This window comes from Pseudoalteromonas sp. TB64 (genome assembly GCF_000498095.1).
In the GTDB taxonomy this organism is placed as follows: domain Bacteria; phylum Pseudomonadota; class Gammaproteobacteria; order Enterobacterales; family Alteromonadaceae; genus Pseudoalteromonas.
Map to the genome: position 1 here is coordinate 1 of NZ_AUTQ01000117.1, position 26043 is coordinate 26043.

Consider the following 26043-nt stretch of genomic DNA (forward strand, 5'->3'; position numbering starts at 1 on the left):
CTGCCGAACCCATACTCGAACCACCGCAAGCATGCCCTTTTAATTTAGGATTTTGCGCAGCGCCATAATGTATATTATTACCCTCTAAGCTATAAGCCAGTTCGTCTGTGTGGGTAAAGCCTATAAAGTTACAACCAGCGGTCATGAGCTTATTAACCGAGCTTGCCGTATTTTGAGCTGGTTTATCTGTTTTAAACCAGTGTGGATTGCCAGCGCTGTTACGCTCGCCTTTTACTGCAAATACATCTTTTACGGCTAAGCGATTGTTTGCAAGTAGACCAGACTGGTTTGTTTGCCACAGGGTAGGACCGTGATTGCAAAATATACCTTTGTTGTTTTTTTTATCACTCATTTGCAGCTCATTATTATAAAACTGACCAAGTACTTACTTATTAAGTTAAGAGTGATTAAAAAGCGGGCTGGTTATTATTGTTATGAATACCAATTTTATTAAAAACATGATCATTCTATCGGATTAAATAGCGCACTTACTTCGTTAAAAATTATTCATAGAGAACAACTATATGTCATAATTTTTGCCTTGTTATTACGCTATTTTCTTCGCGTTATAATAGATCACTAATTTAATGCAATTGGTATAACTCCGCTTTTTAATCGGTAGTTTTGATTTTATAGTGTTTAGACTAAGCAAGAGGAATGCCATAAATTAAAATCCTGTCCAATTGGTCAGGTTTTGGTGGGTTGTATGAGGTTTATAAATGTGGGCTATAAAAATAGTGACACTAAAATGAGTTAAAACAAACCAACTTGGTGCGAAGGTGCACCAAGTTGGTCTTTATTTATATGATTTTGAGTGCTAAATAAGGGGCGTTTTACTGATGATTAAACCGTTAATATCGGCGTAAACCCAATCGTTAGGTTCAATAGTAGTGCTAAGCATGGTAATAGCTTGGTTTTTATCACCAAAGCCGCGCTTTAAGGTACTACGCGGTGTAGAGCCTAGCGCCATTACAGGTAAGTTCATCGTGGCAAGTATTTCTATATCTCGGCAACAGCCATTTATTATTACGCCTTCCCAGCCATTACTTAAGGCACGCTCAGCCATAATATCGCCTATAAACGCAAAGCGTTTGCTCGCAAACCCGTTTATAACTAATACTTTACCTTCACCATTTTCATGCAATATATCGGCAGCAAAAGAGTTGTCTTCTGGGCAGGTAACGGTAACTACTTTGCCATAAAATGTGGTTTTTTTACCAAAGTGGTAAAGGCCGCTGTCTGCTACTTGTACGTTGTCGCGATGATCGTCAAATAAATCGGGTGTAGTAAAGGGGGTCATGGGTTAAGTCTCACTTTGTTCAGGTATTTTAAGACCAATACCTTTTAAAATTATGTGGGCAATTGATTGCGTAATCTGTGCCACATCGGTTTCGTCGTACTCTAATTTGTTCATTACGAGTAAAACCTCAGCCTGAAAGTCGGCGTAATATTGCGTGGTAGACCAAATAGTAAAGAGCAAATGGTAGGGATCAACCTTATCCATTTTATCTGCGTCCATCCATGCTTGAAGTACATCAACCTTTTGTTTAACCCAAGGGCGGGTATTGGTTCTAAAGTAGTTTTGTAAATAAGGTGCACCGCGCAGTATTTCACTGGCAAATAAGCGAGATTGCATTGGCTGATTTACGGCGAGTATTACTTTGCTTTTAATATAGTTATAAAGCACGGTAGCTGGGTCGTCGTTAATTGTGACGTTATCGAGGCCCAAGTTCCAATTAGCTATTATGCGGTCGATCACAGATTCGTACAGACCATCTTTACTTTTAAAGTAATACAAAATATTGGCTTTTGGCACCTGCGCTTCTTTAGCAACCATGCTCATACTTGCCCCGTCGTAACCTAATTGCGAAAACAATTGCTCGGCGGCATTTAGAATTAGTTTTTGGTTTTTCTCGCGTGTAACTTCTTTTTTATTTGGTTTTATTTGTGTGGTCATTATAGAGTTTGCGTGTTTAACGTATTGATTGATTGTAGCTTTACTGACCAAAAGGTCAATTACTAAAAAGGGTGAATGTTAAAAACAGGCGAGAGGTTTAAGCTATTAACTTTAATTGTTTAATTAAATAATTACTGTTAGTTTAGTTTCAAATTTACGAGTAGTACTTTTGGGTTGGCAAATGGATTTTATAAGCAAAAATAAATATACACTGTATGGAGTCGCTGCAATATTACTGTGGAGTTGCTTAGTTGCATTGCTACGGGATATTTCTGAGTTGTTTAGCCCCATTGGTGGTGCTGCGGCTATGTATTCTGTTAGTGCGATATTTTTAATTTTGGTTATGGGAGTGCCCAAGTTTAGTGGTTTTTCAAAACGCTACTTGGTAGTAGGTACTTTATTATTTGTATCGTACGAAATTTGTTTGGCGCTTTCTATTGGTATGGCAAATAGTCGTCATCAGGCAATGGAAATGGCGGTTATTAATTATTTATGGCCCACGCTAACAATATTGCTCTCTATTATTATTGGGCGCAAAAAAGTAAGTTACTGGGTTTACCCAAGCATGATTATTGCTTTTTTAGGCGTTGCTTGGTGTATTACGGGCGATCAAGAAATGTCGGTCGATACGCTTGTTACTAACTTTGCTGATAATCCTGCTACTTATTTAATGGCATTAGCTGCAGCGTTTATATGGGCTATTTATTGCGTAGTTACGCAAAAGCTGAGTAATGGTAAAAATGCCATTACGTTATTTTTTACTGTTACGGCAATGAGCTTGTGGGCGCAATATGGTTTTAGTAATGAAGCGCCATTAACGTTTTCACTCAGCTCAAGCATGACGTTATTATTAGCCGGTGTAGTAGTAGGGAGCGGTTATGCACTGTGGAATCAAGCTATTATTGGCGGTAACTTAATGCTGTTGGGCACGCTTTCGTACTTTACACCGGTGTTTTCTACTATTATTTCGGCGTTGTATTTATCTATTACGCTGAGTGCTTCGTTTTGGCAAGGGGTAGTACTGGTAACAGTGGGCTCGCTAATTTGCTACTTTGTAACGCGAGAAAAGCCTAAACGCACAGTAAACTAATCTACTTTAGTTTATGCTTGTAAGGTTCTGATATTTAATAGTTTATGTTTTAAATCTAAATTTATACCTTTAATGAGGCGTGCAATACGCCTCATTAATTTTTTCTTTATTATTTTGCAGGTATAACTGCATAGCTTACTGATTTATTTCTAACTTTTTTTGCACTATAATAAAATATTAATGCAAATACTGCAGCGCTAATATCAACAAAACCGCTTTGATAATATTTTAAAAAATCATCAGATAATAAAGCCTGTATAAGTGTTGAAACTCCCATTCCAGCAGATAAAAATGCAATACCCATTAAGCCCCAATAGCTAGCGTGGTGAGTTCCTTTAAAAAAGGTATAAGCAACAAAGGCAAAAAATACCAAATAGTAACTATAGAGATAACTGTAATTTGCGTTACCCATATATTGGTTAGTCCATTTAGCTTGTAATAAAGTGGCAACCACTGCAATCATTGACCCTAAGCAAACACCAATTGTTAAATTTGCCATAAATCGTGTACTTCGTTTGTTTGCATCTTGTTTAAAGCGCTTGTCTAGCCATAATAAGTTACCAGAGTAAAATAAGAATGCGCCAAGTAGTCCCATAACAAAATACCCCCAACGCCCCCATTCACCTCCATAAGTACCAAAGTGAAGTGAAAAGAAACTTCCTACTATATTACCCCAAACACCATCATCTCCTTGCGGATAGCTTGAGTTAAGTACTTTTAATGTATAGGGGTGTAAGAATAAGTAGTCGGTATCAGGTCCGCGAACGACAGCGCTGCTATTACTCATTTTTAATGTTGCTGTCGGACTGTTTGTATTTAAACGACTAAATGTAATGTGAATTGGCTCATAACCTGGGGCGTAGTTTTTTGCCGCTAAGAGCTGCTTATTTATGCTTGGTAAGTTTGCAATATGATAATTATGTGCTGCTGGGGCAGGTCGTTGAAAAAAGGATTTATCGTCATAAAATGCTGATAGACCATCATACACCAGATCATGAAATGCAAATACCACCACAGTAAACGCTATAATTAAATGAAAAGGCAAGCTGGCGATCCCAACTAAATTATGACTATCGAGCCAAAAGCGACTGGCGCCTTTTTCTTTTCGAATCGCAAAAAAGGTTTTTACAAGCGTAGGTAGTAAAATAATTACGCCAGACACCAATGCTAAAAAGTACAGCGCAGATGCTATACCAAGTATATATACGCCTGATTGATCGTGCCCAATTTCGCCTGCAAACCCTGCGGTTCGATGTAAGTAATCTATTAAATCTGCAAGCTTATTCTCACTTTGTTGCTGTATTACAAGATCATTTTGCTGGTTTAGATAGAGTACCTGTAATTGATTATCAAGTTTCATCCCGCGCTCTTTACCTTGGCTATACCAAGATAGTGGCGCTTGATTTGTTAATAAATCGAGAGAAAAACCATTACCCATTTGCTCAGGGTACTTAGTTATTGCTTGATCAACTAATGTTTGGTGATTGTTAGTGTGTGGTTTAGTCACTGGTGCACTGGCGGGGTTTGCCCACTGCGCTAATTCGTGTTTAAACATGGTTAAACTACCAGCATAAAAACCTATAAAAAGTATTAAACCTGCAATTATTCCTGTCCATGTATGCACACCTTGGTAGGTACGCAAAATATCGGCTCTTACTCTCATAGCCAATTCCTTAAAATTATAAATAAACTATATAGCGTTATATTTAAGCCCCCAAGTGTCAGCCAAGCATTTTTTGCTGAACTAAACAGGTAGGTGAGGCTAAAAATAGTTAACCATAAAATGGGTATCATCCACATATTAAATTGCACTTTGTCGGGCGCATCTATGCCTCCCGCTCCGTACCATGCAAAAAAAGCAACGAGAATAAACGCTAGCGCTAGCCCTAAAAAACAACCAGCCAAACTTTTGCCAAGCCAAGTTGGTTTTATTTTTTGCCTTTGTGCAGATGACATTATTTTACTTCCTTGTGTTTAATCAGGCTTACGAGCGGAACTATTATTAAAGCGAGCATTATCATTAAAATGATAAAAAATACGGCNCTGCCGCATTAGAAAAAGCATATAAGGCTAATGGTATTGCAATAACAAAAAGGATAAATGCGAGCTTGCGCCAGCTTTTGTTAATGGGTTTGCTTAGAAGTCGTTGGTGGCGGTTACTAAGATAAAACAGGGATGTAGCAGTAAATAAAATAAGAGAAAGGGTAAGTTGCAACATAAATTAAAACACTTATTAATGATATTACTATTCTAAATGATAACTAAACTCAATTGCAACAAGTGTGTGTTTGTGCTATTTTTTCGAAAAATAAAACAACTATCCATAAAAGGAAATAACTGTGGTAGCTTCATTTAAGCCTAATAAACTTTCACTAATGATTACAAGCTCTTTGTTATTGGCTCAAAGCAATGCATTTGCTGATGAAACAAGTCGCGAATCAATAGATACAATTATTGTAACAGGCGAAAAAATCGAAAGGTCACTCAAAGATACGATTACATCGGTTGCAGTGGTAGATAAGTCACTATTAGAAAATGGACAACTAGGTTCGGTTTCAGAAGCTTTGGCAGAAATGGCAAATGTAGTGGTACTTACTGGAGCCGTGCCAGATATGCGCGGTGTGTCGGGTAATGGTGGTGCAACAGGTTTTAACTCATTTAGTGGTGGCTCTAAAGCAAGAGTATCAACGCTTGTTGATGGTGTAAGTCAGCCATTTGTAGCTGATTTAACCGGTGATACTGGTTTGTGGGATATAGAGCAAATAGCGGTATACCGTGGACCGCAGTCAACTAGCAATGGTCGTAATAGCATTGGTGGTGCAGTTTATATGACAACCAAAGCACCAACACAAAATTTTGAAGGTGCTGTACGCGTTGGGTATAGAAATCAAGATAGTTACCTTGATACAGCCGCTGTTGTTTCGGGGGCTTTAATTGAGGATGTATTAGCATTTCGTTTGTCTACTCAATATGTAAATGGTGAAACCTTTAGCAACCCAACGATACATGAAACCAATCCAACAGATAAAAACTTAAATAAGCTTAATACCAGTAGTACGCGTGCAAAATTACTGTATACCCCAACAACAGATTTAGCTGTACAGCTAACTTACTCTACCTACAGTGAAGAGGGTAATACAGGTCGTAAGTATTTTGAAGGCGATGAGCCATTTGATTATGTGCCTTTATTTCAGCGCGATATGGATACCCAGTCAGACACGACTCAGGTAAATATTGACTATAAAATAAATGATAACTTTTCGTTCGATATATTACTCGCATATATGGATTATGATTGGGGCTTCGAAGCATATGAGGCACTTGCCAGTGCTGAGTCTGATATTTTTATGGATGAAAAAAATATCACAATTGATAGTAAGTTAAACTTTGGCTTAAATAGTGATTTTTATTCGGGCTTTGTAGGTATTGCTTATTTTGACCGTAAACAAGACTTTAAAAGCGTTGGCGCAACCAATTATTTTGGTGACGATAGTAGTGACTCTAAAGCAATTTATGGCGAAACAAGCTTTGAGTTAACAAATGAGCTTACGTTAACAGCGGGGCTGCGAGTTGAGCGTGAAGAACAACTTCGTAATTTTGATATGGCTTTTAGTGGCAGTAGATTAGTTGAGCAATTAGATGATTCTAATACGATAAAACTACCTACGTTAGCTATTCAGTATAAAGTAACTAGCGACACGACCTTATCGGCAAGTGCTCGTCGTGGTTATAATGCTGGTGGTGGTGCCTTAGACTTTGCTGCACAAGAATACTATTACTACGAGCAAGAATCAGTAAATACCTATGAAGTAGGCTCGCGTAGCGTACTAAATAATGGTGATTTAAATATTAGTGCTAATATTTTTTACAATAACTTTAATGGTTATCAAGCTTTAAGCTCAAGTCGAAAAATCACTAATATTGACGATGCACATAGCTATGGCTTAGAGCTTGAAGCATATAGCATGTTAGGTGAGCAATGGCAGCTACATGCAGGGTTAGGTTTATTAAAAACTAAAATAGATGAATCAGCGACTTATTCCGATGCAGTGGGTAACGAATTAAACTCAGCACCAGAAATAACTGCAAGTTTAGGGTTATCGCATTGGTTTACAGACAGCCTAAAGTTAAATGTGAGCGCTAATTATGTAGACGATTACTATGGCGATTTAACTAATACAGAAGAGCGTGTTGCCGGAGGTTATACAATTACGCGTGCAACAATAAGCTATAACAGCGATCATTGGTTGGTGAGTGCTTTTATTAATAATGCATTAGATGAAGAAGCATTTATGTCGGTTGAACCTGCAAGTGGTCCCTACCCAACGGGTTATGTTGCAGTAGTGAATCCTCAAACGTTAGGTGCTTCAGTAACGTATCGTTTTTAACATGTATTAATCAAGTAGTAAGACAGACTATTAAAATTAAGCAGTAAATTTTAATAAATAAAGTAGCCCTATTATTTTAGGGCTTTTTGTTGCGTGCAGTTTATTTTGCATTATTTACCTGTGCTAATAATTCAATAACTTTTTGTTGACCAAAGGTTTGTGCAAATTGCTCGGCTGTTTGACCTGCTTTGTTTTGATGCGCGTTATCGCAATCAAGTGATACAAGTGTTTTAGCTATACTAAATTCACCTCTAAAAATCGCAGCCATAAGCGCTGTGTTGCCTCGGTTATCTTCTAAACAGGCATTAGCACCTAAGTGTAAAAGTGTGTTAACCGACTTTTTATTACCATGGTAAGTAGCAATCATTAACGCGGTGTAGCCTTTATTGTTGTAGCTGTCGATAGGAATACCAGCATCTACAAATTGCTCTATTACATCGGTATCGTTAGTACGTGCTGCAGCAAAGTAATAAGCAAATAAGCTTTGGTATTGCTCTTTTACCTGATCTTGTGTTTGTTCACTTGAGGTTTGAGTATTCGTATTTTGTGTAGTAGCAGTTGATTGAGCATAAGCGCTATTGCCAAAACTTAATAGTAGGGTAAATATAATTAATAAGTTACGCATAAAAATGACCTTTAAAAAAGAGGAAGAGATTTAATCTCTTCCTCATGGTTGTGGTTGCTTATGTAGCAATTTGTTTAGTTGGAACTATTGTTTTCAACTAACTACTTACAATTTAGCTGCAAGCTGTTTAACTACTTTAATGTCGCCTTTTACAGCTTTTGTTAAGCGTGTACCGTACTCAGTATCTGCTTTGTAAAAGTGGCTAAGCATTTTGTGTTTAACATTACTGTTTTTAACTTTACCTAAATCGCCCGCTAGGTTATTAATTAGGTTTGTACGTTCTTGTTTGCTAAAACCACGGTATATAACACCTGCTTGAGCAAAGTTTTGCTGCTTTTTAATCGCGGCTTGTTGTACAAAGCCTTTAAGCTCTGTATTACTTCTGCGTGCAATTGGGTTTTCAGCTACGTTTTCTTGGCTTGGCTGGTAATTCACATTGCTTGTAGTGTTACCGTAGTTCATTGCGCCGTCTTGGTTGTAATTAACCACTTCAACTTTTGCACGGTTAATTGGCAATTGCTGGTGGTTAGCACCTAGGCGGTACATTTGTGTATCAGCGTAAGAAAACATACGACCTTGTAATAAGCGGTCTTCTGATGGCTCAATACCAGGAATAATGTTTGCCGGTGCCATTGCTACTTGTTCCGTAGATTGGAAGAAGTTAGTTGGCATACGGTTTAACGTCATTGTTCCTACTTTAGTTTCTTTAATATCTAACCACATTTTTGTTGCATCTAACGGGTTGTAATCAAAGTCATCAAGTTGCGATGGATCAAGCGTTTTAATGTACAGATCCCATTTAGGGGAATTGCCTCTGTTTATTTCAGTGTATAAATCTTGTGTTAAATGCTGAAAGTTTTGGCTTTGTACTTTTGCCACTTCTTTTGAGTCAAGGTTATCAATGCCTTGCTGGCTTACCCAATGAAACTTAACGTATTTAACATCGCCCGATTTATTAATCATTTTGTATGCATGTACACCCCAACCGTCCATTTTACGAAGACTTGCTGGTGTACCGTAGTCGCTGTAAACCCACGTTAGCATTTGTGTAGAACCTGGTTCATGCGAGAAAAAGTCAAATACACGGTTAGGATCTTGAATGTTATCTACCGGAGATGGTTTTAAAGAGTGGACCATATCTGGAAATTTAATCGCATCACGAATAAAGAACACAGGTAAGTTATTACCTACTAAATCCCAGTTACCTTGGTCTGTGTAAAACTTAGTTGCAAAGCCACGCGGGTCGCGCAGTGTTTCTGGACTACCTTTAGAGTGAATTACTGATGAAAAGCGAACAAATACGTCAGTTTCTTTACCTGCTTGTGCAAACGGTGCTGCAATTGTTAAATCGTCTAGCTCTTTTGATGCTACAAACACACCGTGTGCGCCAGTACCACGAGCATGCACAACACGCTCAGGAATACGCTCACGTGCAAAGCGTTGTAGTTTTTGAATTAGTTGTACGTCTTCTAGTAATACGCTGCCACGTTCGCCAGCCGTAATTGAATTTTGGTTGTCGCCAACAGCTGCGCCGTTGTCTTTAGTTAACGTAGTCGCTGCGCTTGCCGGTAATGCCATTGCAAGTGCTAGTGCACTTAGTGTTAATTTTGTTTTGTTTATTTGAGTATTCATTGTCGACCTCATCTATTTAAAAGTGCCGGCAGTGGTGCTGGCTGTTAATCTGTTAACGATAGTATTCATTTTTTTAACTTCGGTAAAACTGATTAATTAGATTGGTCTGATTTGAAAAACAGATGAAATAATTTAACAGGTGTATGTTTAGAGTTAACACCAATTTTGGTACTACGACCTTAGTCGATATGCATATTAATAAAATTGATTAAATACAGAGGTTTTTAATTTTAATTGCGTGTATTTTCACCAAGCTGGTGCGTTTTATACTTACAACGTGTTGACATATCAATTCAATAAAGGGAATATGCTCAATCGCTGGGCTTATGCTCATTATTGAGGGTTGCACCAAAATAGTTTTACTAAACTGGTTATACTAGTCGTTAAACTAATTATTATTTATAAGGTGGCAAAATGAACACTAAAATTGAGCTTGTAATATTTGATTGTGATGGTGTTGTAATAGACAGCGAAATTTTGAGTGCTCAAGTATTAATTAATATGCTTGTTGAAAAGGGCGTTGATATTGATCGTGCTTATGTACAGCAACATTTTTTAGGGTGTAACTTTAAAACAGTAAGCCAAAAAATAGCTAACGCATTTAATGTCACTCTCCCAGAGAGTTTTGAAGGTGATTACCGAGAAGCTCTTTTAAACGAATTTGAAACATCGCTAACCACAACCGATGGTATAAGCGATGTACTAAAGAATTTAGCTGTGCCTATTTGTATTGCTACAAGCAGCAGCCCAGCACGCACCGCCAAGGCGTTGAGCGTAGTAAGTTTAAGTAAATACTTTAGTAATACAGTATTTACGAGCAGTGAAGTAAAGCGCGGTAAACCAGCGCCTGATTTATTTTTACATGCAGCTAAGCAAATGGGTGTAAAACCTAAACATTGTTTAGTGATTGAAGACAGTAAAGCCGGTGTAAGTGCAGCAATAGATGCAAATATGCAAGTGCTGCATTATAGCGGAGGGCAACATATGCAAGAGGCAATTAATCATGTACATAAAGCCTACCCAAATGTTGCTCATTTAACGCATTGGGAACAGTTTTTTAATACTTACCCTATGCTTAAAAGTAGTGATTTTTAAATATTGATGAAATAAAGAACACTGTAAATTTACAGTCATTTAAAATTGTTATTTGTAGCCATACACTGACTGGTTCATAAATAGCAAAATATAAGCGTTGTTAGTTATTGCTTTAACAATAACAAAACAAATTAAGGAATTACGCGTTTATAACTAAATTATAAAAGGCGCTGTATTTAGGTATTAAATACTTTGCTGTTAACAATAGGAAATACCATGGCAACGAGTCCACACACACAATCATTTAAAGATGTAAACGAAGAGCAGCTTCCCGTTGCTAATAACCGATTACACGGTTGGAAACATTTTGCTGGGCTGTATGCTGGCGAACATGTTGCGGCTACTGAATTTGTTATTGGTGCAACGTTTGTTGCATTAGGTGCTTCAACCATCGACATTCTACTTGGTTTACTAATAGGTAACCTTTTAGCGATGTGTTCTTGGTGGCTTATTACGGCTCCTATAGCAGTAGAAACACGCTTAAGTTTATATAATTACTTAAACAAAATTGCTGGTAACTCAATGACCAAGCTCTATAACTGGGCTAATGTGGTTATTTTTAGTGTTATATCGGCCGCCATGATCACGGTATCCTCCACGGCCGTGCGGTTTTTGTTTGATATACCAGCTCAACTTGATTGGTACCCTAATAGCTTTTGGTTTGTGGCTATTGTTTTAGCGGTAGGCTCTATTGTTGTGTTTGTTGCGATGTATGGTTTTTCGACGGTTGCTGACTTTTCAAAGCTTTGTGCACCGTGGCTATTTGTTATATTTATTGCAGGCTCGTTCGCGTTATTCCCTGAGCTTTCAAATCACGTATTAGGTTCTACCTCTCTAACTAGCTTTAGTGACTTTATGACCATAGGAGACTCCTCCATATGGACCGGTACAAATGCCGATGGCGAAAAAGGTATTGGCTTACTAGAAGTAATTGGTTTTGCATGGGCTGCTAACTCAATTACTCACTTTGGTTTGATTGACATGGCTATTTTTAGATTTGCTAAACGTAAAAGCTATGGTTTGTTCTCTGGTGTGGGCATGTTTTTTGGTCATTACTTAGCGTGGATCTCTGCCGGTATTATGGGCGCAGGTGTTGCTGTATTACTTAAAACAACTATTTCATCGCTTGATCCGGGTGATGTTGCATACCATGCATTAGGCTGGACTGGATTTGTTATTGTAATAATTGCTGGCTGGACTACAGCTAACGCAAACCTTTACCGCGCTGGTCTTGCAGCACAATCTATATTTGTAAATCAATCACGTGAACGTACAACCGCTATAGTGGGTGTTGTTACGGTGATTATTGCGTGTTTCCCATTTGTATTTTCACAAATGCTACCGCTACTAACATACGCAGGCTTATTAGTTGTACCAGTAGGCGGCATTGTGTTTGCTGAGCACGTATTGTTTCCTAAAATTGGTTTAACACGTTACTGGGCTAAATATAAAAATATTACCCGCAGCGTACCGGCTATAGCATCTTGGGCGTTAGCGCTTGTGTTTGGCTTTGGTTTAAACGCCATTGATGTAATGTCATTTTACTACTTGTTTATTCCTACGTGGATTTTCACAATCGTTATTTACACTTTACTTGCTAAAAAATACGGTGCAGGTGAGGACTATACGAGTGAAATTGCTACCGACGAGCAAGAGTTAAAAGCAATTAAAGAGTACCAAGCAACAGAAGCTAAAGATTTACCAAAACCGGTAATAGATAGCTCTATGTTTAGTAAGCTGCTTAATGCTATTTCTACTATTTCGTTAATTGTTATTTTTGTATTTGCCAGCCAAGTCATGTTCTTTAGCGACACAATGAGCATTTATGGTGCGAACAAATCGCAATTCGAAATAATCTGTTTTATCTGTACTGTAATTTACTTTGTAACTGCTTACTGGTCGTTAAAACGCCATAAAGTATTGAATACAGTATCGTAAATACAGTTTGAGATATTAGTTTCGTATCATAATTTATATTTTATTTTTTGTTTGAGTAAGGCCGCACTATGACGCAATTACAACACACTGACGCTCTTGTAACAGGGCTAAACCAGCAGAGCTTGGCTCAACTACCAAGCCATGTTGATACACCAACGTACGATCGTAGCGCACTTAAAGCGGGCATTGTACATATTGGTGTGGGCGGCTTTCATCGCGCCCATCAAGCCGTTTATATTAACGAGCTTTTAAAAACGCCAGGTTCTGAGCAGTGGGGCATTTGTGGTGTTGGTCTTTTAGAAGGTAACCGTGGGCTGCGTGACATTTTAAAGCAGCAAGATTACCTTTATACCCTTACGGTAAGACACCCAGACGGTAAAATTGATAATAAAGTTATTGGTTCAATGATCGACTTTTTGTTTGCACCAGAGGACAAACAAGCGGTAATTAATAAGCTAGCACACAGCGATACAAAAGTGGTATCGCTTACTATTACCGAAGGTGGCTATAACTTTAACCCAGTAACGGGTGAGTTTGATTACAGCAATCCAGACATTATTAACGACATTAATAACCCGAACGACCCAATTACAGCGTTTGGTTACATTACTGCCGCTTTAAAATTGCGTAAAGAGCAAGGCTTGAGCGCGTTTACAGTGCAGTCGTGCGATAACATTCAGCACAATGGCCACGTAACACGTAAAATGCTTTTAGCTTTTTCAAAAGAGCAAGATAAAGAACTAAGCGAGTGGATTGAACAAAATGTTACTTTTCCAAATGCAATGGTTGATCGTATTACGCCAGCATCTAAAAAAAGTGATATTGACTACGTAGTTGAAGCTTACGGCGTAAGCGACGAGTGGCCAATTACGTGTGAATCTTTCATGCAGTGGGTTATAGAAGACTCGTTTTGTAACGGTCGCCCAAATTGGGATACCGTAGGTGCACAGTTTGTAACTGATGTAACGCCATACGAAACAATGAAAATTCGCTTATTAAATGCAGGGCATTCGGTACTTGGTTTACTTGGCTCTATTCATGGCTATGGCACTATTGACGAAACGGTATCAGACACATTATTTGCTACTTACTTACGTGCATTTATGGATAAAGAAGTAACCCCGTTACTTGATCCGCTAGAAGGCATTGACCTTGAAGTTTATAAAGACACGTTAATAGAGCGTTTTTCTAATCCAAATATTAAAGATGGTTTAGCGCGTATTTGCTCTGAAAGTGCAGCAAAATTACCTAAGTTTTTAATTGCATCAATAAACGAAAACTTAGTAAAGGGTCATGATGTATCACTTGCAGCATTAGTTATTGCAACGTGGTGTTTGTACAGCGATAAAGGCGTGAGTGAAAACGGCGCTAAACTTGATATTCAAGATGCTATGTATAAAGAGCTAAATGCATACGCACAAGAAACCGTTGTTGACCCATGTGCATTTTTAAAGTTAACCAGCTTGTTTGGCGACCTTGAAAATAACGACAGCTTTACTGTTGAGTATAAAAAATCGATTGCTGCGCTGTATGCACCTAACAGCAAAATTAAAACCATTATGCAAGCTGTGCTTGATCAAAAGAGTAATTAATAATGAGTATTTTAATTAATCATAAATCAAGCGAGAACGTAAGTGTTAGCTGCTTTGGCGAAGTGTTGTGGGATTGCTTTGATTCGGGTAAACGTTTAGGCGGTGCGCCGCTTAATATGTGTGTGCGTATTAACTCATTAGGCATCAAAGCCGACATGATAAGTGCAGTAGGTAACGACGAGTTAGGCACTGAGCTTTTAGGCGAAATTAAAAGTAAAGGCGTAAGCTGCGAATACATTGCTATTAATAATGATAAAAAAACCAGTACTGTTGAAGTTACGCTCGACAGTGGTGGCTCGGCAAGTTACGAAATAGTCGGTGATACCGCGTGGGATAACATAGCACTTACTGACGCATTACTCGATAAAGTTAAAAATAGCGACGTGTTTGTATTTGGTAGCTTAATCGGTCGAAGTGAAGCATCACTGGCTACATTAAAACAACTCGTTGATGTAGCTAACTTTAAAGTATTTGACGTAAATTTACGTGCGCCTCATTACACGCTAGAAACACTGGTAGATTTAATGAATAAAGCCGACTTTGTTAAATTAAATGATGAAGAGCTTTACGAAATAGCAAAAGCAATGGGATGTAAATACCACTCGCTTGAGCAAAACTTAGCGTTTATTGCAGAGCAAACAAATACAGAATATTTATGCGTTACTAAGGGTAGCCACGGTGCATTGTTAACAATTAAAGGTGTTAACTATTACAACTCTGGTTACTTAATTAGTGTGGTTGATACTGTAGGCGCAGGAGATTCTTTTTTAGGGTCACTAATTTATCAATTATGCAGTAACGATGATGCTCAATTTGCTGTTGATTTTGCTTGTGCGGTTGGCGCTATGGTAGCCGAAAGCGCGGGAGCAACACCAAGCTTAACGCATCAGCAAATTAGTAATTTTATGAATCCTTTATAAGTTTATTTAAACAGACGTAGAAAACAACCAATCATTGTGTGTTAGCGGTTTTGCCTTAGGTAAAATCGCTTTTTTTATGTCTAAAATAAAACGCGATTATAAAATAAGCTGTGTGGATTGTTAAATACACATATTGCATAAATAGTAGCTTACATTGCCGATGGTATTAGCTAAACGTCTTATTGTTTGGGTTATGGCGCTTTGTTAAGATCGTTGATTATTCACGGATTGAACAGGCGGGGCGACACACATGCGCTCTATAACACACATACAAAAAGAGAAACGTGCTTTATGATAATCTTTTTTATCTGCCTTACTATTTTAATACTGGGTTATAAGTTTTATAGTCCATTTGTTGAAAAGCAAGCAGGCTTGGATTCAACCGTTGATACACCACAAAAACGCTTTAGCGAAGGTGTTGATTACGTAGCAATTCATCCTGTACGTGCTTTTTTAATTCAATTTTTAAATATTGCAGGTGTAGGCCCAATATTTGGTCCAATACTGGGTGCTTTATACGGTCCGGTTGCTCTAGTTTGGATTGTACTTGGTAACGTTTTAGGTGGTGCTGTACACGACTTCTTCTCAGGTGTAATGAGTATAAAAGAAGACGGTAAAAGCTTACCAGAAATCGCAGGTCACTATTACAATGTGGTATTTAAAGGCTTTATGCTTGTATTTACTGCCATGCTACTGTTTTTTGTAGGTGTAGTGTTTATTATGAGCCCTGCGGGCTTATTGAGTAACCTTGATTTTTTTGAAGGTACAATATTAGCAAACAACACCTTTTGGGTTGTGGCTATATTAGCGTATTACTTTTTAGCTACGTTATTACCAATTGATAAAATTATTACTAAATTTTACCCAATTTTTGGTGCTCTAATGATTGTAATGACAGTGGCAATTGCTATTTCATTATTAATTAATGCTCCTCATTTACCTGTTCCAAGTGACTTTTTGGCTTATTTTGAAGCCGACCACGCTCACGACTTTTTAGAACCAAACCCAGATGGATTACCAACGTGGCCATTATTGTTTATTACTATTACGTGTGGTGCTATTAGTGGTTTTCACTCGACTCAAGCGCCAATTATTGCCCGTTGTTTAACAAATGAAAAATACGTACGCCCAGTATATTACGGGGCTATGATGTGTGAAGGTATTGTTGGTTGTGTATGGGCACTTGCGGGTATTGCAGCGTTTCCAGATGGTTACGCAGGCTTAAAAGCATTACTTGACCAAGGTGGTCCAGGTTTAGTTGTTAACCATGTAGCTAACAGCTACTTAGGTGTGTTTGGCGGTATTATGGCAATTATTGCTGTTGCGGTATTCCCAATCACTTCTGGTGACACAGCGTTCCGCTCATTACGTTTAACGGTTGTTGATGCGTTCAATATTCCACAAAGCTTACGTAATCGTTTATTAGTGGCTGTACCAATACTTGCTATAGCATACTTTATGACTAAATTAGATTTCTCGTTAATTTGGCGCTACTTTGCATTCTCAAATATGTTGCTTTCTACAAGCGTACTATGGCTTGCAACTAAGTACTTATTTGACCGTGGAGCTTTTCATTGGATTGCGAGTATTCCAGCTGTTATAGCAACAGGTGTAACAATGTCTTATATTGCTACTGCAGCAATAGGGCTTAACTTATCAAGCGATTTAAATAAGCCAATTGGTGCTGCAGTCGTTATACTTGGTTTAATTGTGTTAGTTATTGTGCATTCTAAGCATAAAGTTAAACCTGCAATGTAATATCTAAAAGTGGCGTAAGTTATTACGTTATTTTAAGTACAAAAAAAGCGAGCTATTTAATAGCTCGCTTTTTTGTGCGCTAAATTTAAGTTTTATTACGTTAACTGAGTTGCAAGTTCAAAGTAGCTGTTATCGTCGAGTGTTTTACTTATCATCATTGCACCCTCTAGTAGGCTAACAGTTTGAATAGCCGATTGAGTAGGGTTTAGATCGCCATTAACTAAATGTGCAGCAGCAAGCCATGCTAGGTTTTCGTTAAAAAAGCGCTTTACTTCAAGGCGTACTTTATCCGGTAAGCTATCGCTTTCGGCTCCTAATAAACCACATAAACACATTTTTCTGTCGGTTACTAATGCACTTCTAAAAAGTTGAGTGTACACATTTATCGGGTTTTTACCGCTCGCTTTAAGTTCGTTTGGTTCACCTAGTGCAGCTAAAAACGAATTAGTATATTGATGCGCAAGCTCTGCACCTAAATCAGCCTTAGTAGGAAAATGGTAGTGAACACTTGCACTTTTAATTCCAACTTCACTCGCAAGTTCTCTAAAACTAAAATTACTATAACCGCCAAGACGTACCTTGTTTTCAGCTGCTTTTAATAAAGCTTCTTTCTTACTCATTTTAATATTTCCTATTCGCAATAATAAAATTATCGACCAGTAGGTAGTTATTTACAAGCGTTTTTATTTTTAAGCAACACACTAATTTTATTATAAATTAAGTTAGATCCTATAAATAAGAAAAATTTAAACGTTGACTTAAGTTTAGTTTAGTAATATAAATTACCTATCGGTAGGTAGGTAGTGCCGTTTTATTTACTTTTAACAAAAAATATAAGAGATAATTATGAAAATTTATGATGTAGAAAACTTCCCAAATCCACTTCGTGTTCGTATTGCTTTAGCTGAAAAAAATGCCACTGCAAATGTTGAATTTGTACCTGTTGATTTATTAAATGGTGAACACAGAACTGACGCTTTTTTAGCTAAAAATCCATTAGCGGGCGTACCAGTATTAGAACTAGATGACGGCACGTTTATATCTGAAAGTACGGCTATTACCGAGTATATTGATACCGCATTTGAAGGTCCGTCATTAATGGGTAAAACTGCAAAAGAGCGCGCAGTTATTAATATGATGCAAAAACGTGCGGAATCTATGGTGCTTGATGCTGTGGCAACATACTTTCACCATGCAACTGATGGCTTAGGACCAGATCTTGAAGTTTATCAAAATGCAGGTTGGGGTGAAAAGCAAGGTGAAAAAGCGCGCCAAGGTTTTAGCTATTTTAATGACGTACTAGAGCAATCAGCGTTTGTTGCTGGTGAACAATTTAGTATTGCTGATATTACATTGTATGCAGGGCTTGTATTTGCAGGGTTTGCACAAATAGCAATTCCAAGTGAATTAACACATTTAGTTGCATGGCAAGAAAAAGTGGCAAAACGTCCAAGTGTTGCTGCTTAGTACTACAATTTAAGAATCATATAAGTTTAGGTTTAAGCCAAATTATAGTTAGGAGCTAAGTATGAAAATTGCTGCCGATTTTAGTAAACGAGTTGTTGTGCACAGTGAAACACTTGCCTGGGTTGCATCGCCAATGGCTGGAGTAGATAGACGAGCGCTTGATAGAGTAGGCGATGAAGTTGCTCGTGCAACAACGATTGTTCGCTACGCACCAGGCAGTGAGTTTTCGCCGCATATACACACCGGCGGCGAAGAGTTTGTTGTGCTTGAAGGTGTATTTCAAGATGAGCATGGCGACTTTCCGGCTGGCTCCTATATTCGTAACCCGCCTGAGTCAAAACATAAGCCAGGGTCTAAAAACGGTTGTATTATATTTGTAAAATTATGGCAGTTTCAGCCAGATGATAGAACGCATGTACGCTTGCAAACAGATTTAATGCAAAGTGCGGCACATTCTAATTTTAAAAATGTAGCAGTAACGCCTTTATACAAAGACACCTTTGAAGAAGTAAGCTTACTACTTTTCAAACCTAACGCCGACATGGTAATAAATGCACAAGGTGGGGCTGAGCTGCTAGTACTTGAAGGCTCACTTGATGAACAAGCTGATACTTTGGTAAAAAACAGTTGGCTAAGAGTGCCTATTAACAGCACTGTTAATGTTAAAGCGGGGAATAATGGCGCAAAAGTATGGCTTAAAACGGGTCATTTAACGGATGTAAGTAACCAAATTTCTCGTGTACAAAATACATAAGCCTAAACCTAAACCTAAACATATATAAAGTGAGCTACATGCTCACTTTTTACTTTAACCTTAGTGTTTTTTTCATTTGCTTCATAATTCATTAATCTAATGTAACGTACTCTCAAAGCTTAATTGAAGAATGAGATTAAGTGATGGCACATTCAAACCATGGTTTATCGATTGATATTGAAGGCAAAGGCAGTGAGTTTTTTTTAACGTTTAAGGCTGTTGGTAAGCTTACTCACGAAGATTATAAAAACATTACCCCTAAGATTGATTCAGCCCTCTCGCAAGTAAAACACCCCGTAATAAGTATACTAATTGACAGCATAGAACTTCAAGGTGTTGGCTTTAAATGTGTTTTTGATGACTTAAAGCTAGGTAAAAAACATAACAATGAGCTGAAAAGGGTCGCTATTTACGGCAATAAAAAGTGGCAATCAAATATCGCAAAAATAGGCAATAATGCTGTATCTGGGGAAATGGCATATTTTGAAAATGCCACCGCTGCAATTGAATGGTTAGAAGAGTAGCTAATTTGCCGGTTAATAAGTGGCTGATTATAAGTAGATTCAACGCTTTTAGTTTTGAAAATAACTGCTTGAGTTAAATTTACTACCCAAAATTGATTTAATACACAAACGAATAAAAACTTAAACGCTCTTATGGGCGTTTTTTGTTGTTTAAAACAAATATAGAGCATTACCACTACAAGCATTACACATAGTGCTTTTTATAAACATTTGTATTCGTTTTAATTCAATTGTGAATGTTTAGTTATTCAAATACACTTGTACCTATTGAGCAAATTACACATTACATAAACTATGAAACTAATACTTACCTTTATCGCATTATTTATATTTTCATCATCAATACAAGCAGCAGCAGAAGAAGACAATATATTCACACCTGTGAGTGACCTTTTTTTAGCTGTTTCTAATATCGATCACGATAAAATGCGCGCAGCAGTAGATGATTCATTTTTACTTTTAGAACACGGTGAAGTGTGGACTATGAACGATTTTATTAATGCAGTTAATCCTTCGGAGTTTACAAGAACTAACTATTTTAGTGTGATTAGTTCGAAAGTTGTTGGCGATACTGGTTTTATTAATTATTGGAATCAAGCAAATCTTAAAAGTGAAAAAAAGAGCATGGACGTGTTTTGGTTAGAAAGTGTAGTGGTTACAAAAGTAGATGGTAAATGGCTAGTATCGCAAATGCACTCAACTCGCCTACCTGAAGGGAAACCACCAATAGGCGTAACGTTTGTAAAACAGTAAATGTGAAAAAGTAGGCGTTACTGTATTTAATTAACACCTGGCTGTGTTTTATTTAAAATTAATTGGTGAATTTCTCAATTAGATTAAATAGATGACCTAATAAAAATGCGCAATTATTGTCACGAAAACCAACATACTGATAAAGCGAAATTACAGGATTTAGTTTTTTATGATTATATTTAAACCAATTTGTCATTGGTGCTTATGGGCCCAAAAATCACGTTAAAAATTGCTTGCAGCAACTAACGTTTATTTAATTTATGACTTTGTTTAGCAAAAGTCGTATCTACTTGTAAATGATTTATTGCCAAGTAACTCACAAGTAATGAAGGGTATTACTTTTGGTGTGGGTGCTTGGTTATTAATGATGATAGGTCCTATGCCGATGAGTGGTGCTGGTCTGTTTGGCTTATCAATGGGGATTATGGCACCTGTGCTAACCTTGGTGTTACATATTGCTTTTGGTGCAACGATGGGCTTAACTTTTGCTAAATTAAAAAGTACACATAACAGTACATTTTAAGCTAACTCACCAATTGTGTTCATCTGTAAAGATTAAATTTACAGAAGCGTGTTTGTTTAAGGCAAGTAATGCAGCTATTTTTGAATTTATTCAATAGCATTACAGCAAACACGCGTTACTTCATAATAAATAACGTATATAAAACCCTGCTTAATACACATTTTAACTACTACGAAATACGCTCTGCTAAAAAGTGCTTTTTTAGTTGTAATAAAGCTACCTAAACATCGTCTAAAACACCCATAAAAACTAGATTAAACTCCCTTTTATATGCGAGGTAACTATATAGTAACCAATTGATCCAATGCAGGAACTCGGATATGGTTTGTTTATTAATAAAAATAAATATTGATGCTGTCGAATTACGCTTATTTAAGAAAAATAGCCTGTATTATGGGGTCTAAATTCATTACCAAATACTTTAAAAGTGCTTAGGGTTGATTTTAGTAGCTCGTTTTTTAATTTAGGCTGTTGGATTATTTTACAACCTTGCGATAGGAAATATTGATCATGAATTACTTAACAATTGAAAAAGCAAAAATGCTTATAAAACAGTTTAATATTCCTCATTTTTTTAATGACGTACTTGATGAAAAACTCAGTTATCCATTAGATATTTACTTTACTTGCCCTGTTGTATATTTCCTTAATAAAGAGGAGCAAGCAGCCTATATGCTGGGTGATATTATTCCACTTTGGGCTGATATAGGTGGATATATACATTATGCATATGACATTAACCAACAAAATTTCATATCCTTTGATATTGAGGAAGGTAGCATAGAAAAACGTTATTCTTGGGATGAAATAATGAAAAAAATTATTGGAATAGCCATAGAATATGAATGCGATGAACATGATAGTATTGAGCAGACAATCGGATCAGTAAAAGATTATTTTGCGTGCATAGAAATATCAAATTTCGATTTATTAGCTGAAAAATGTAGACTTGAATACATAAACAGCTAAATTAAAGTTTGTAGTTAATCTAATAAAAAAAGCAATAAAAACAGACGCTAAACGTTTGGCTGCTATTCGTTTTTCACTACAATTGTAGTCAAATATTTTGCTATTTATTTACTTAAAATTTGAATCTTTATTCTATTTCGGTGTTATGCACGCTTTGTTACGGCGTTAGTTTTTTAAAATATATAGGGCATTAATCATATGACTGAGTTTGTTAGAATTGCTATGTTAGTTGTTGGAGCTATTCCCTTAGTCGTATATCCATTTATAGTTATTGCTAGCCTCATGGGGCTGGGAAGTAACTCACATATTCATATACCCTTGTTTAATAGAATAATGAATCAGTTTTTTTTATGGGGTACATTAATTTACCCTTTAGTGTTTTTTGGGTGTTATAGGCTTAGTGACAAAATTAACGAATATAGTATTTTGGTTGCTTTTTTTCCATTAGCTTTTTTGATTTTACTTTGGGGGAGTTTTCATTTTATGGATGCCCCGCCCAATACTAAAGTAGAAAAATAATGTGTAAGAGCAATGAAATTTGAACGTTACAATTTATCTGGATAAAAGTGAAAAAATATTGAAAGTATTAGAAGATAATATTGAATCTATTCGAGAGCAAAGCAGAATACATAAAAAAGCGGAGAAAGCTTTAGGTGAGAATAGTTCAAAAAGCCCGTGTTTAATTGGTCCTAAAACAGAGCAAGATTATCAAGACATGTTAAAGGATATTAAGGAGTCAGGGGAAGGTAAATGACAAGTATATCTAGCACAATATTAGGATCTGTTTATTTTTCGAGGTTAAATTTCAGCAATGTGTTTAGTATTTAGGCAATGCAGAGCCGATGTAGCGTTACGCAGGAGCGATTAACGAGGTCACTGGGTTTCGCCTCGAGATGCGATTAAATCTCCATAGAGGGAACAAATTTTAATCCTGAAAGGTTACAAATGCTAATGTATCCGACTTTTAAAAAACAAAAATCAATTAGCTTGTACTTCTTCGTCGCTTATTTTAGTAAGTTGTTGTTAGTTTATTAATTAGACATTGAATTTCGTTGGTAACTTACTTAAGGTTTTATATGCCTCTTTGGTTTGGAATATTAATTGTTATAGCAATAGCTTGTTTATTCGTATGGTATATCTATCCGGATAGAGCTTCTTCACCGAGTTTTTTACGTAAATATATGGCAATTTCTTGGGTTATTATTCGACGTGTAGTTTGCTTTTCGGCAGCGATACTTGGGCTGTTTATTATCTATATAGTGTTGGCTTCAAATGAGGAAATTACGCTAAAACTCATATTTACCTTAGTAATATCATTAGTGCTATTGAGTGGTTTTGTATTTATAGGAATAGTAGGGTTTGCAAAGGATGAAAGCATGCTTGACTTATATAAAAGAATTAAGAAAAAATACGGTTTACGCTGGTAAGCTTAATATGTTGTTTAAATTATTAATAACTAGTTGTGCTGGTTATTTCGGTGCTACACGAGTCTTAGGGTTTTAGATGATAATTAATGGTCGAAAGTTTACATTTAAAGTTGCTAGCGATATAGAGTGTAGCGGTACATATGCTTGGCAGTTCTGCCAGCGACGAATCTGGTTATATTAGGCTTTATAATCAAGATGATAAATTATTAAATGAAAGAGAAGTTGAAATGGTGCAGTTAATCGAAACTGTTGACTGCAGTGATGATCACGTATCAATTAAGCTAATTGCCGATTGGTCTTTACAGTGAATAATTCACAAGACAGTCATGCTAAACTCTTAATTTGTGGGCTCCAAATACTTAAAGCCTTTAGAGTTAATTTCAGGAACTTGTTTTAAATTTTTTAACTAACACACTATTTAATTTTTCAGTGTATGTATTATTTGTTCAGAATAATCAAATTTACTTGCCAAAAATAAACACCTATCAAAAAATCGAAATCCCATTTCAAACTTTGCTGTATGAGATTAAAAATATGAATGTTAATTATGAGCCACTTAGCACCGTAATCATTGATTTTGCCGAGCATCTTAAAAAAGGTAAGTTAATCCAACCAATTTTAGATAATCAAATATCAAATGAAACGACGGCTAAAGAGATCTTAGTGTTTATAGAAAAAATGACCGATCTGTGTGCTGAACTTTTACAAGAAGAAAAGCAATTGAACGGTAAGCCCTTAGACTATTGTGTTGTTGAAAAAGCATATATTTTGATTGAGTGTAATGTATCTGATGCGGGGTTTGAGTATCTTATGCATTCGCTTGAATGATAAAGTAGAACTTTAACTACAGCCAAGTTTTTTAACTGTACCATTACAAGCTCACATTATTTGTACTCGGCTAAGTATAGGAAATAGCTGTTTGCATGCACTTTATATTTGTAATTCTAAAACGCAATAAAGATAAATTGAATTAATGTATGAGAAATTTATTACGCCATTTAAAAAAATGGGTTTATTACCTATCTAAATTTACACTAATTGATGAAGTTTTAGGTTTTATATACTGGGCGTTTGCTATTTACGGTATGTTTATTATTACGGGTTACATTAAAACTCAAGCTATTATGATGTTCGCTCTTTTTATTTATATTTTTGTCGTATCCATTTTCTATATTTTTATATTAAAGAGATTTAAAAGGTATTGGAAAGGTGAGCCAAAGTAAATATGCAACAAAGGTTTGTATCATGGCTACACATTTGCTGCACTCCAAACTTACCATTCAGCGTAGCGTTAAGTGCCTCTCATATAATACCTTTTTAATAAACCATATTGTTGTTAACGAATACGTCACTTTTTACATATAGACTTTATTTACATAGAGTTAAATTTATAAAAGCATGTTAGTTGAATTTGGTGATAGGTGGTATTTTAATGCCAAGTTAGCATAATAGGGTGAGCATATTGAACTTTACAGACAGCGATATAGAACAAAGAAAACCTGTTTGGATAGCGCTGGCAGACTTGTTTTTGGACACTGATGTAACTTTAAATTACCCCTATATAATACGTATTTGTTCTGAATCTCCCTATTCTATAGAAACCCTACGCAGTATTTTGTACGAAGAAGTAGCGCCAGTTGTATCAATTAATTTGTTAAGCATTACCGGTGAATGGGCGGGCTTTAACGAGCAATGGTTAATAAAAGAAATAACTAAACAAGTTAAAAGTAATAACTCAATACAAGGTAAGCTTTTAAGGTTGCTTCCACGTATGTCTTGTCGGTTATATGTTGGAGAACATTGGAATAGTATTGAGCCTAAAATCAATATATTACGAGGAAGCATTTAAGTCCTCCTGCCTGCATAATAGTCATTTTAAGAGATGTTAATGAATCAAAAACTAAAATTATTAGAAGACATACTAAAGCGAAATAGTGAAGATCCTGATTCAATTGATATTGAAAATGAAATTGACCATTATTTTTTCTTTAATGCTATTCATAATAAAGATGACTTAGAAATTGCGTGGTCAGTTTTTGATGAACACGAAGATATACGTAATAGATTGTCAAAAATACAAAACAATGCTGATTCTATTCCTGGATGGGGGTATAAAACACCCAATTTAGACTACGTTAAGTGTGATGATGAAGAGCTTAAACGTATTGTTTCTTTACACGTATCGAGCTTACGCTCCATTTTGCTTGAAGAAGATTACAACGCCGACATTATTACTTTTATAGACAATGGGTTTAAAGTTGAAATTGCCCCTTCAAATATAGAAATTCCAGGCACTTCAGTTAACACGCTTTTTGGTGTGCTTTATGAAGCGATTACTGAGTATTGGATAGAGTACTTTCCTTATGATGATGAGCACTACGAAGTTCTTAAAAACTGGGCTATCCATCTTACTAAATGCGACGAAGTTGCAACTTATTTAATGTGGCCATTTTTAGAACGAAGCAATGACCTAACGGATAATACAATGGATGCTGGTGCTAAGTTATGGAAATTTGGTTGCAGAGACCGATATTGGGTTAAAGATTTAGATTATTCAAGCAAAGTGGTTTATGTAAGACCGCCATGGTTAGATAAATAATTTGGTAATAATAGTTGTAAAAAATTTTCGTT

The 26043-nt window shown here is 36.5% G+C and carries 26 protein-coding genes and 1 pseudogene; 20 read left to right on the top strand and 7 right to left on the bottom strand.

Annotation, left to right across the window (positions count from 1 at the left end; all coding sequences use genetic code 11):
* From L647_RS0109020 to L647_RS0109030, 3 genes are all read right to left on the bottom strand, one after another.
* Positions 1-352 (bottom strand): amidase family protein (locus L647_RS0109020; protein ID WP_029880416.1); only part of this gene is annotated, 352 nt, incomplete at its 3' end.
* Between the two features lie 465 nt (positions 353-817).
* Positions 818-1300 carry a putative 4-hydroxy-4-methyl-2-oxoglutarate aldolase gene (locus tag L647_RS0109025; protein WP_024610846.1) on the bottom strand — a complete coding sequence of 161 codons (483 nt, stop codon included), beginning with the start codon at positions 1298-1300 and terminating at the stop codon, positions 818-820.
* Between the two features lie 3 nt (positions 1301-1303).
* Positions 1304-1957, bottom strand: a complete 654-nt coding sequence (locus L647_RS0109030) for a TetR/AcrR family transcriptional regulator (protein ID WP_024610847.1) — start codon at positions 1955-1957, stop codon at positions 1304-1306.
* A gap of 181 nt (positions 1958-2138) precedes the next feature.
* On the opposite strand from L647_RS0109030, the gene yddG reads away from it, so the two are divergent.
* Positions 2139-3047 (top strand): aromatic amino acid DMT transporter YddG, encoded by a 909-nt coding sequence (yddG, locus tag L647_RS0109035; protein ID WP_024610848.1) that lies wholly within the window; start codon positions 2139-2141, stop codon positions 3045-3047.
* 109 nt (positions 3048-3156) lie between these two features.
* Here the strand turns inward: yddG and L647_RS0109040 are convergent, their stop codons facing one another.
* Entirely contained in the window at positions 3157-4710 is a 1554-nt protein-coding gene (locus L647_RS0109040; protein WP_024610849.1) for a PepSY-associated TM helix domain-containing protein, read from the bottom strand.
* Positions 4711-5422: 712 nt separating this feature from the next.
* Between L647_RS0109040 and L647_RS0109050 the strand changes: the two genes are divergently transcribed.
* Entirely contained in the window at positions 5423-7435 is a 2013-nt protein-coding gene (locus L647_RS0109050; protein ID WP_050581978.1) for a TonB-dependent receptor, read from the top strand.
* Positions 7436-7535: 100 nt separating this feature from the next.
* Here L647_RS0109050 and L647_RS0109055 read toward each other — a convergent pair whose 3' ends face one another.
* Together L647_RS0109055 and L647_RS0109060 are read right to left on the bottom strand one after the other, a co-directional pair.
* A complete protein-coding gene (locus L647_RS0109055) occupies positions 7536-8060 on the bottom strand; it encodes an ankyrin repeat domain-containing protein (RefSeq protein WP_024610852.1) in 525 nt (174 codons plus the stop codon).
* Between the two features lie 105 nt (positions 8061-8165).
* The gene (locus tag L647_RS0109060) at positions 8166-9692 is read right to left on the bottom strand and encodes a catalase (RefSeq protein WP_024610853.1); all 1527 of its coding nucleotides are present in this window, start codon (positions 9690-9692) and stop codon (positions 8166-8168) included.
* Positions 9693-10106: 414 nt separating this feature from the next.
* On the opposite strand from L647_RS0109060, the gene L647_RS0109065 reads away from it, so the two are divergent.
* From L647_RS0109065 to L647_RS0109085, 5 genes are all read left to right on the top strand, one after another.
* Positions 10107-10787, top strand: a complete 681-nt coding sequence (locus L647_RS0109065; RefSeq protein ID WP_024610854.1) for an HAD family hydrolase — start codon at positions 10107-10109, stop codon at positions 10785-10787.
* 216 nt (positions 10788-11003) lie between these two features.
* Positions 11004-12725: a membrane protein gene (locus L647_RS0109070; RefSeq protein ID WP_024610855.1), complete on the top strand. Its 1722-nt coding sequence runs from the start codon at positions 11004-11006 to the stop codon at positions 12723-12725.
* A gap of 68 nt (positions 12726-12793) precedes the next feature.
* Positions 12794-14317, top strand: a complete 1524-nt coding sequence (locus L647_RS0109075; RefSeq protein ID WP_024610856.1) for a mannitol dehydrogenase family protein — start codon at positions 12794-12796, stop codon at positions 14315-14317.
* Positions 14318-14319: 2 nt separating this feature from the next.
* A complete protein-coding gene (locus L647_RS0109080) occupies positions 14320-15237 on the top strand; it encodes a carbohydrate kinase (protein ID WP_024610857.1) in 918 nt (305 codons plus the stop codon).
* A 291-nt stretch (positions 15238-15528) separates the two neighbouring features.
* Entirely contained in the window at positions 15529-16995 is a 1467-nt protein-coding gene (locus L647_RS0109085; protein WP_024610858.1) for a carbon starvation CstA family protein, read from the top strand.
* Positions 16996-17090: 95 nt separating this feature from the next.
* Here the strand turns inward: L647_RS0109085 and L647_RS0109090 are convergent, their stop codons facing one another.
* Positions 17091-17615 (bottom strand): TetR/AcrR family transcriptional regulator, encoded by a 525-nt coding sequence (locus tag L647_RS0109090; RefSeq protein ID WP_024610859.1) that lies wholly within the window; start codon positions 17613-17615, stop codon positions 17091-17093.
* Between the two features lie 226 nt (positions 17616-17841).
* Here L647_RS0109090 and L647_RS0109095 point away from each other — a divergent pair, with 226 nt between their 5' ends.
* From L647_RS0109095 to L647_RS0109160, 13 genes and pseudogenes are all read left to right on the top strand, one after another.
* Positions 17842-18462: a glutathione S-transferase gene (locus tag L647_RS0109095; protein WP_024610860.1), complete on the top strand. Its 621-nt coding sequence runs from the start codon at positions 17842-17844 to the stop codon at positions 18460-18462.
* Between the two features lie 61 nt (positions 18463-18523).
* Complete coding sequence (locus tag L647_RS0109100; protein WP_024610861.1) at positions 18524-19216, top strand: cupin domain-containing protein; 693 nt, start codon at positions 18524-18526, stop codon at positions 19214-19216.
* A 143-nt stretch (positions 19217-19359) separates the two neighbouring features.
* The gene (locus tag L647_RS0109105) at positions 19360-19740 is read left to right on the top strand and encodes an STAS/SEC14 domain-containing protein (RefSeq protein ID WP_024610862.1); all 381 of its coding nucleotides are present in this window, start codon (positions 19360-19362) and stop codon (positions 19738-19740) included.
* A gap of 294 nt (positions 19741-20034) precedes the next feature.
* On the top strand, positions 20035-20493 hold the full coding sequence (locus tag L647_RS0109110) for a hypothetical protein (RefSeq protein ID WP_024610863.1): 459 nt from the start codon (positions 20035-20037) through the stop codon (positions 20491-20493).
* A 295-nt stretch (positions 20494-20788) separates the two neighbouring features.
* Positions 20789-21016: pseudogene (locus L647_RS0109115) on the top strand (DUF6789 family protein); the annotation flags it as partial.
* Between the two features lie 510 nt (positions 21017-21526).
* Positions 21527-21985 carry a hypothetical protein gene (locus L647_RS0109120; protein WP_024610864.1) on the top strand — a complete coding sequence of 153 codons (459 nt, stop codon included), beginning with the start codon at positions 21527-21529 and terminating at the stop codon, positions 21983-21985.
* Between the two features lie 198 nt (positions 21986-22183).
* Complete coding sequence (locus L647_RS0109125) at positions 22184-22504, top strand: hypothetical protein (protein ID WP_024610865.1); 321 nt, start codon at positions 22184-22186, stop codon at positions 22502-22504.
* 19 nt (positions 22505-22523) lie between these two features.
* Positions 22524-22739, top strand: coding sequence for a hypothetical protein (locus tag L647_RS1000000126000; protein ID WP_024610866.1), 216 nt, complete (start codon positions 22524-22526; stop codon positions 22737-22739).
* Between the two features lie 322 nt (positions 22740-23061).
* Entirely contained in the window at positions 23062-23412 is a 351-nt protein-coding gene (locus L647_RS0109135) for a hypothetical protein (RefSeq protein WP_024610867.1), read from the top strand.
* A gap of 140 nt (positions 23413-23552) precedes the next feature.
* Positions 23553-23720 (top strand): hypothetical protein, encoded by a 168-nt coding sequence (locus L647_RS1000000126005; RefSeq protein ID WP_158001063.1) that lies wholly within the window; start codon positions 23553-23555, stop codon positions 23718-23720.
* Positions 23721-23877: 157 nt separating this feature from the next.
* On the top strand, positions 23878-24240 hold the full coding sequence (locus L647_RS0109145) for a hypothetical protein (protein ID WP_158001064.1): 363 nt from the start codon (positions 23878-23880) through the stop codon (positions 24238-24240).
* Positions 24241-24874: 634 nt separating this feature from the next.
* Positions 24875-25261 (top strand): hypothetical protein, encoded by a 387-nt coding sequence (locus tag L647_RS1000000124970; RefSeq protein WP_024610870.1) that lies wholly within the window; start codon positions 24875-24877, stop codon positions 25259-25261.
* A 39-nt stretch (positions 25262-25300) separates the two neighbouring features.
* The gene (locus L647_RS0109160) at positions 25301-26011 is read left to right on the top strand and encodes a hypothetical protein (RefSeq protein WP_024610871.1); all 711 of its coding nucleotides are present in this window, start codon (positions 25301-25303) and stop codon (positions 26009-26011) included.
* Positions 26012-26043 lie beyond the last annotated feature (32 nt).

Coding starts and splice junctions, on each gene's coding strand:
- L647_RS0109110 (WP_024610863.1), top strand. CDS start 20,035: ATGAAACTAATACTTACCTTTATCGCATTATTTATATTTTCATCATCA.
- L647_RS0109060 (WP_024610853.1), bottom strand. CDS start 9,692: ATGAATACTCAAATAAACAAAACAAAATTAACACTAAGTGCACTAGCA.
- L647_RS0109055 (WP_024610852.1), bottom strand. CDS start 8,060: ATGCGTAACTTATTAATTATATTTACCCTACTATTAAGTTTTGGCAAT.
- L647_RS0109080 (WP_024610857.1), top strand. CDS start 14,320: ATGAGTATTTTAATTAATCATAAATCAAGCGAGAACGTAAGTGTTAGC.
- yddG (WP_024610848.1), top strand. CDS start 2,139: ATGGATTTTATAAGCAAAAATAAATATACACTGTATGGAGTCGCTGCA.
- L647_RS0109075 (WP_024610856.1), top strand. CDS start 12,794: ATGACGCAATTACAACACACTGACGCTCTTGTAACAGGGCTAAACCAG.
- L647_RS0109095 (WP_024610860.1), top strand. CDS start 17,842: ATGAAAATTTATGATGTAGAAAACTTCCCAAATCCACTTCGTGTTCGT.
- L647_RS0109160 (WP_024610871.1), top strand. CDS start 25,301: ATGAATCAAAAACTAAAATTATTAGAAGACATACTAAAGCGAAATAGT.
- L647_RS0109105 (WP_024610862.1), top strand. CDS start 19,360: ATGGCACATTCAAACCATGGTTTATCGATTGATATTGAAGGCAAAGGC.
- L647_RS0109125 (WP_024610865.1), top strand. CDS start 22,184: ATGACTGAGTTTGTTAGAATTGCTATGTTAGTTGTTGGAGCTATTCCC.
- L647_RS0109135 (WP_024610867.1), top strand. CDS start 23,062: ATGCCTCTTTGGTTTGGAATATTAATTGTTATAGCAATAGCTTGTTTA.
- L647_RS0109065 (WP_024610854.1), top strand. CDS start 10,107: ATGAACACTAAAATTGAGCTTGTAATATTTGATTGTGATGGTGTTGTA.
- L647_RS1000000126005 (WP_158001063.1), top strand. CDS start 23,553: ATGCTTGGCAGTTCTGCCAGCGACGAATCTGGTTATATTAGGCTTTAT.
- L647_RS0109085 (WP_024610858.1), top strand. CDS start 15,529: ATGATAATCTTTTTTATCTGCCTTACTATTTTAATACTGGGTTATAAG.
- L647_RS0109120 (WP_024610864.1), top strand. CDS start 21,527: ATGAATTACTTAACAATTGAAAAAGCAAAAATGCTTATAAAACAGTTT.
- L647_RS0109040 (WP_024610849.1), bottom strand. CDS start 4,710: ATGAGAGTAAGAGCCGATATTTTGCGTACCTACCAAGGTGTGCATACA.
- L647_RS0109090 (WP_024610859.1), bottom strand. CDS start 17,615: ATGAGTAAGAAAGAAGCTTTATTAAAAGCAGCTGAAAACAAGGTACGT.
- L647_RS0109030 (WP_024610847.1), bottom strand. CDS start 1,957: ATGACCACACAAATAAAACCAAATAAAAAAGAAGTTACACGCGAGAAA.
- L647_RS0109070 (WP_024610855.1), top strand. CDS start 11,004: ATGGCAACGAGTCCACACACACAATCATTTAAAGATGTAAACGAAGAG.
- L647_RS0109025 (WP_024610846.1), bottom strand. CDS start 1,300: ATGACCCCCTTTACTACACCCGATTTATTTGACGATCATCGCGACAAC.
- L647_RS0109050 (WP_050581978.1), top strand. CDS start 5,423: ATGATTACAAGCTCTTTGTTATTGGCTCAAAGCAATGCATTTGCTGAT.
- L647_RS0109100 (WP_024610861.1), top strand. CDS start 18,524: ATGAAAATTGCTGCCGATTTTAGTAAACGAGTTGTTGTGCACAGTGAA.